The sequence below is a fragment of the Streptomyces sp. NPDC054961 genome (genome assembly GCF_053609145.1).
On sequence record NZ_JBSGWY010000055.1, the window covers coordinates 23470 to 30243 of the forward strand.

Sequence of the window (6774 nt, forward strand, 5' to 3'; positions counted from 1 at the left end):
CCCGTGATGGTTCCCGTCCCGCCGCCCGCCACACCGCCGCCCGCCACACCGCCGCCCGTCACGACCGCGCCCCCGGCGGCCCCGGGCGCTCCCTCCCGCACTGGCCTCGTGCCCGGGCCCCGCGATAGCGCGGAGGCCGCGGGGAGCACCGCACCGGTAAGGGAAGCGGGCGACGGCACGGCCGCCGGCGCCGCGGAGGTGGTGGCGGGGACCACCGTCGACCACCTCACCGAGACCTACCAGGCCCACTACCGCTCGCTCCTCGGCCTCGCCGCGCTCCTCCTCGACGACACCGCCTCGTGTGAGGACGTCGTCCAGGAGGCCTTCATCCGCGTCCACTCGGCCCGCAGCCGCGTCCGCGACCGGGAGAAGACCCTGGCCTACCTGCGCCAGACCGTCGTCAACCTCTCGCGCTCCGCCCTGCGCCGCCGCATCCTCGGCCTCAAGCTGCTGTCGAAGCCGATGCCGGACATGGCGAGCGCCGAGGAGGGCGCCTACGACCTGCTGGAGCGGGACGATCTCATCAAGTCCATGCGCGGACTGCAGCGCCGACAGCGCGAGGTGCTCGTGCTGCGCTACTTCGCGGACATGACGGAAGTTCAGGTCGCCGACACGCTCGGCATATCACTCGGTTCGGTTAAGGCGTACGGATCGCGGGGCATTGCCGCGCTGCGTGTGGCGATGGAGGCTGCGCAGTCATGAACGAGGACGAGGACCGCAACGTGAGCAGCGAGGAACAGGCGCTCCGGGACCTGATGCTCGGCGCCGTCGGAGGGATCAAGCCCTCGGCCGACGCGCTGGAGCGGCTGCGGTACGCCGTGCCCGAGCGCCGGGCCCGCAGGCGGCAGACCCTCGTGGCCGCCGCGGCGGCCGCACTGCTGGTGGGCACCGCCGTCCCGGCGGCCCTGCACGTGGCCGGAGCGCGGAGCGGGCCTCCCGACCACCCGTCCATGGCCGGTCTTGCGCAGCAGGGCGGCGCCAAGGAGGACGGCTCCTCCGACCCGCACCAGAACGGCGCCGGCACCGCCGCGCCGAAGCCCGCCAAGTCACCGGGCGCCCAGCAGAGCGCGGGCGGCGTCCTCGGGACCGGGCCCACCCCGCCCGACGCCTCCCTCCCGGGCGGCGGGGTGAACGCCGGCCCGACCGGCGGTTCGGTCGTCCTGCCCGGCGGTTCGGCGTTCGGCGGCGGCGTGATGCTGCCCCCGCCGGCCGTACCGGGCGTGGCCACGTGCGGTCCCGAACAGCTCGGGGTGTCGGGCAGCGCCCGGCCCCCGGAGGCGGACGGCACGGTCTACGGCAGTTTCAAGGTCACCAACGTCTCGATGCGGGGCTGTACGGCCGTCGGCCCGGACACCCTGACCGCCGCCCCGGCGGCGGCACCCGGCAGCGGCAAGGACGGCTCCGGGGCGCCGTCGGTGGCCGTCGTCGGCCACACCGCGGGCGATCCGGCGACGGGGCTGCCCGCTCCGTCGGCGGAGGCCCCCCTGGTGGTGCTCGCGCCGAACGCGGCGTACGAGGTCCGCTTCGCCTGGGTGCCGCCCGAGCAGGGCTGCCCGGCGCCGGCCGCGTCCACGGGGGCCAATCCGACGCAAGGCGGCTCCTCGGGCACGGCTACGGGGCTGCGTACGGGAACCGGCTCGGGTGCGGAGTCCGGGGACGGCGTGGTCAAGGACCCGGAGCGCCAGCCGGTGCCCGCGGCCGATCCGGTCGCCCTGGCCGTGTCCCACACGCCCAGCACGCCGCTGCCGGGCGCCCCGGTCACGCAGACCACGATCCCCGACGCGTGCGGGGGGACGGTCTACCGGACGGGCGTCATCCCGCTGGCGGAGCCGCCGAGGCCGTAGCGGCGGAAGCCGTGGGGGCGGAAGCCGTGGCGGCCGCGCCCACGGGGGCGGCCGGGCCCTCCAGCAGGCCCGCCTCCGCGTCCCGCAGGGTCTCCACCTCGCGCCGGTAGAGCCGGAACCACATGAAGAGCACGAACGCGGCGAAGACGAACCACTCGCCGGTGTAGCCGAGGTTCTGGAAGGCCTTCAGGTCGAGCCCGGTGTTGACCGGGGCCTGGGCCGGCACCGGCGTCATCCCGTCGGCCGGGGTCTGCACGGTCAGCCAGGCGTCGTACAGGCCGTACGGCACGATGTTGACGAGCGAGGCCGCCCCGATCACGCCGAGCTGCCCGGCCGGGAGCCCGCCGGAGGAGTAGACGCCCTTGCTGCTGGAGTTCTCCGAGGCCTGCAGCGCGCCCGTCACCTCGACGCGCCCGGTCGGCGCGGCCGGTGCCCGGCCCGCGTCGGCGGTGCCCGGCAGCCAGCCCCGGACCACCGGGACGGCCTTGCCGGTGTCCGTCCTGAGCAGGGTCAGGACGTAGAAGCCGGACTTCCCGTCGAGCCGCCGCTCGGGGACGAGCAGTTGGTCGGCGTACTCCCCGGAGACGGACGCGAGCCGCCCGGAGGTGTTCTTGTCCACCGGGAGCAGCGAGTCCAGCGGAGCGGCCGGCCGGTCGGCGGGGCGTGCGCTGGTCGCCTCCTGGTGGCTGTCGACGCGGTCCTCGAACCGGCCGAGCTGCCAACTGCCCATGAACAGGCAGAAGGGAACGCCGAGGGCGACGAAGACGTTGATCCCCCACCAGCGCGGGGTCAGGAGAAACCGGTGCACCCCACCACCGTACGGGGGGTGCACCGGTCCACGGGTCCCGGGGTCAGGCCCGGGGTCAGGCCTGGGGGAGGTGCTTCAGCGCGAAGTCGAGCTCCATGCGGACCTGCTTGATCCGCTCCTCCACGACCAGCGAGCCGTGCCCGGCGTCGTACCGGTACACCTCGTGCACCGCGCCGCGCGCGGCGAGGCGGTCCACGTAGTTCTCGATCTGCCGGATGGGGCAGCGCGGGTCGTTGACGCCCGCCGCGATGTGCACGGGCGCCCGGACCGCGTCCACGTAGGTCAGCGGCGAGGAGGCCGCGAAGCGCTCCGGGACCTCCTGCGGCGTGCCGCCGAAGAGGGTGCGGTCCAGGGACTTCAGCGCCTCCATCTCGTCCTCGTACGCGCTCACGTAGTCGGCGACCGGCACGGCGGCCAGCCCCACCGCCCAGGAGTCCGGCTGCGTGCCGAGGCCCAGGAGCGCCAGGTAGCCGCCCCAGGAGCCGCCGGACAGCACGAGGCGCGCCGGGTCGGCGAGGCCGGAGGCCACCGCCCATTCCCGTACGGCGGCGACGTCCTCCAGTTCGATCAGGCCGACCCGGTGCTTGAGGGCGTCGGTCCATTCGCGCCCGTAGCCGGTCGAGCCGCGGTAGTTGACCCGGACGACGGCGAAGCCGTGGTCGAGCCAGGCCGCCGGCGTCGACGCGAAGGCGTCGCTGTCGTGCCAGGTGGGCCCGCCGTGGATCTCGAAGATGGTCGGGAAGGGGCCGTCGCCGCAGCCGGTGGGCCGCTGCGCGAGGGCGTGGATCCGGCCGCCGGGGCCCTCCACCCACACGTCCTCGACCGGCACCGAGCCCGGCGCCCGGAAGCCGGGCGGGTCGAGGACGACCCCGCCCGCCGTCGACCGGACGACCGGGGGCTCGGCCGCCGAGGACCACTGGTACTCCACCGAGCCGTCGGGCCGCGCCGTCGCACCCGCGACCGTGCCCGGCGGCGTGTCCAGCCGCAGCAGCGTCCGCGCGGCCAGGTCGTAGCGCAGCAGCTCGCTGCGGGCCGCGTGGCTGTGCTCGATCAGCAGCGCGGACCCGTCGGGGTACCACTCGGCCCCGACGTCGCCCGGCAGCTCGACGGCCAGCTCCTCCTCGGTCCCGGTGGCCACGTCCCACACCAGCGGCTCCCAGCGGCCGCGCCGCTGGTGGCAGACGAGCAGCCGGGTGTCGCCCGCGACGGGCGCGAAACCGAGCACCGCGAGGCCCAGCTCGACGGTGCCGCCCTGGGAGTCGTCCAGCTCGGCGACGGTGACGCCGTCCAGCGTGAGCACGCGCAGGGCGGAGTGCATGGCGTCGCCGTGCTCGGTGTGCTCGACGGCGAGCAGGGTCCCGTCGCGGGACAGGTCCCCGACACCGGCCGACTCGCGGTGCCGGTAGACGACGGAGGGCGCCGTCCCGTCGGGCCGCACGACGTGGATCGTGGTCCCGTCCTCGTCGGTGGACCGCCCGACGACGTGCGTCCCGTCCCGCCCGATGGCGAGCCCGGAGGGGTACGCGGCCTCGAGCCCGGGGGTGGCCGGCTCGTCGGGGCCGCCCGCGAAGGGCTGGCGGACCCAGGTGCCGAACTCGTCGCCGTCGGTGTCGGAGAACCACCAGATCCACTCCCCGTCCGGGGAGAGGGTGCCGTCGGTGGTGCCGTTGGGGCGGTCGGTGACCTGCCGCTGCGAGCCGGTGGCGCGGTCCCAGGCGTAGATCTCGTAGGTCCCGGTCGCGTTGGAGACGAAGATCGAGCGGTCGGGTGCGTCCTCGGCCCACTCGGGCAGTGCTACGCGGGGAGCCCGGAAACGCTTCTCCCAGTCGGGCATGGCGGCATTGGCGTCAGTCATGGCCCCCATGTAACCCGATGGGCCGAGGCGGCGGCGGGGCCGAACGGGCGCACGGGGTCAGCGCACGAGGTGGTGCCGGTCCACAGCCGACCCGCCGGGCCGGCCGGTCGGAGCCGGGCGGCCGGAGCCGGGCGGTCATAGGGTGACGCCATGCGGATGATCGTCCGGGGTGCCCGGCTGCTGCACATCGAAGGCCTGCACGACGTCGAGGTCGCGCCGGACGGCCGGATCGCGCGCGTGATCCCGTACGACGACCAGAAGGAACCGCCTGCGACGGGGGTGCTGATCGAGGCCCGCGGAGGCCTCCTCAGCGCCCCCTTCGTCGAGCCGCACATCCACCTCGACACCGCCCTGACGGCCGGGGAGCCGCGCCCGAACGCCTCCGGGACCCTCTGGGAGGGCATCGCCTGCTGGAGCGAGCGCAAGCGGACCCTGACCCGCGAGGACGTCGTCGCGCGCGCCACCGAGGTACTGCGCTGGCAGGCGGCGCAGGGCGTCCTGCACGTCCGTACCCACTGCGACGTCACCGACCCCGCGCTGACCGCGCTCGACGCGCTCCTGGAGGTCCGCGACCGGGTCCGCGACGTCATGACCCTGCAGATCGTCGCCTTCCCGCAGGAGGGCATCGTCTCCTTCCCCGACGGCGGGACGCTGCTGCGCGAGGCGGTCCGGCGCGGCGCGGACGTCGTCGGCGCGATCCCGCACTTCGAGGACACCCGCGAGGACGGGGTGGCCTCGCTGTCGCTCGCCTTCGCGCTGGCCGAGGAGCAGGGCCTGCGCGTCGACGCGCACTGCGACGAGATCGACGACGAGCAGTCCCGGTTCGTGGAGGTGCTGGCGGCCCTCGCGCTGCGCTCGGGGCTGCGCGAGCGCGCGACGGCCTCGCACACGACGGCCATGGGCTCCTACGGCGGTGCGTACAGCTTCAAACTCCAGCGGCTGCTGTCGCGTTCCGGGATCAACCTCGTCGCCAACCCCTTCGCCAACCTCAACCTCCAGGGCCGTTTCGACGCCTATCCCAAGCGGCGCGGCCTCACGCAGGTGAAGGAGATGCTGGCGGCGGGCGTGAACGTGGCGTTCGGCCACGACGACGTGATGGACCCCTGGAACGCGCTGGGCACCGGCAACCCGCTCCAGACCGCCCTCGTCGGGATCTACGCCGCCCAGCTGACGGGAGCCGATGAGATCCCGGTCGCCTTCGAGATGGTGACGGAGCGGGCCGCGCGGGTCCTCGGCCTGGCGGCGAGCGAGTACGGCATCGCGGAGGGCGCCCCGGCCTCCTTCGTCCTCCTGCCGGCCGATTCACCCACCGAGGCGGTGCGCCGCCAGGTGCGCCCGCGCTACGTCGTCTCGCGCGGCACCGTCCTCGCCGAGACCCCGGCGGCCCCGGCCCGGCTGCTGGCCTGGCCGGGGGAAACGGGCCCGTCGGAGGTGGACTTCACCCGCCGGACCCCGTCCCGGACGCGGTCCGTCAGACACCCCCTAGGCTGACGGGCATGACTCCTCTGACTCCTGCGACCCCTACGGCACCGGCTGCATGGACGGTTGACACCCCGTCCGGCCGGGCCGCACGGGAGATCGCGGCCGAGTACGCCGACGCGGCCCTGCTGAACCACTCCGTCCGCTCGTACGCGTTCGCGGCCGAGTACGCGGACCGCCACGGGCTCTCGTACGACCGGGAGCTCCTCTACGTCAGCTCGCTGGTGCACGACCTCGGTCTGACGGCGCCGTTCGACAGTCACACCCTGCCCTTCGAGGAGGCGGGCGGGCACGTGGCCCGGGTCCTGACGGCGGGGCTGGGCTGGCCGGCGGAACGGCGGGCGCGCGCCGAGGAGATCATCGTCCTGCACATGCGGGACGACGTCACGGCCGCCGAGGACGTGGAGAGCCACCTGCTCCAGGTCGGTACGAGCGCGGACGTCTCCGGGCTGGGCCTGGCCGACTTCGACCCGGCCTTCACGGCCGGACTGCTCGCCGAGTACCCGCGTCTGGGCTTCGGCGACGCCTTCTTCGCGCTGGTCGCGGACCAGGCCGCGCGCAAGCCGCAATGTGCGGCGGCGGCCTACGTGGCGAGCGGGGCGAAGGAGCGGATCGCGGCGAACCCGCTGGACCGGCAGGCCTGACGCCGTCCCGGCCCGTCGCCCCGGCCCGTCGCCCCGGGCCCCCCCCCCCGGGGGGGGGGGGCGGGCCGCCGAGGGGGGCCCCGCCCCCCCGGGGGGGGCCCCCCCCCCCGCGCAGTGGGGCGTGCACCACACCCCACCCACCCC

General features: G+C 75.1%; 6 protein-coding genes. 4 read left to right on the top strand and 2 right to left on the bottom strand.

Translation table 11 applies throughout. The features are described from left to right. Positions 1–6: 6 nt before the first annotated feature. Entirely contained in the window at positions 7–702 is a 696-nt protein-coding gene (locus tag ACWF9Z_RS32960) for a SigE family RNA polymerase sigma factor (protein ID WP_453608610.1), read from the top strand. Continuing rightward, on the top strand, positions 699–1844 hold the full coding sequence (locus tag ACWF9Z_RS32965) for a hypothetical protein (RefSeq protein ID WP_453608556.1): 1146 nt from the start codon (positions 699–701) through the stop codon (positions 1842–1844). The genes ACWF9Z_RS32960 and ACWF9Z_RS32965 overlap by 4 nt, the downstream gene beginning before the upstream one ends. On the opposite strand, the gene ACWF9Z_RS32970 is transcribed toward ACWF9Z_RS32965, so the two are convergent. Together ACWF9Z_RS32970 and ACWF9Z_RS32975 are read right to left on the bottom strand one after the other, a co-directional pair. Further along, on the bottom strand, positions 1813–2652 hold the full coding sequence (locus ACWF9Z_RS32970; RefSeq protein ID WP_453608559.1) for an SURF1 family protein: 840 nt from the start codon (positions 2650–2652) through the stop codon (positions 1813–1815). The two genes, ACWF9Z_RS32965 and ACWF9Z_RS32970, sit on opposite strands and share 32 nt — an antisense overlap. Before the next feature lie 55 nt (positions 2653–2707). Next, positions 2708–4516 carry a prolyl oligopeptidase family serine peptidase gene (locus tag ACWF9Z_RS32975; RefSeq protein WP_453608562.1) on the bottom strand — a complete coding sequence of 603 codons (1809 nt, stop codon included), beginning with the start codon at positions 4514–4516 and terminating at the stop codon, positions 2708–2710. A gap of 141 nt (positions 4517–4657) precedes the next feature. On the opposite strand from ACWF9Z_RS32975, the gene codA reads away from it, so the two are divergent. Then, positions 4658–5998: a cytosine deaminase gene (codA, locus tag ACWF9Z_RS32980; protein ID WP_453608564.1), complete on the top strand. Its 1341-nt coding sequence runs from the start codon at positions 4658–4660 to the stop codon at positions 5996–5998. Positions 5999–6003: 5 nt separating this feature from the next. Then, positions 6004–6630, top strand: a complete 627-nt coding sequence (locus tag ACWF9Z_RS32985) for an HD domain-containing protein (protein WP_453608567.1) — start codon at positions 6004–6006, stop codon at positions 6628–6630. Positions 6631–6774 lie beyond the last annotated feature (144 nt).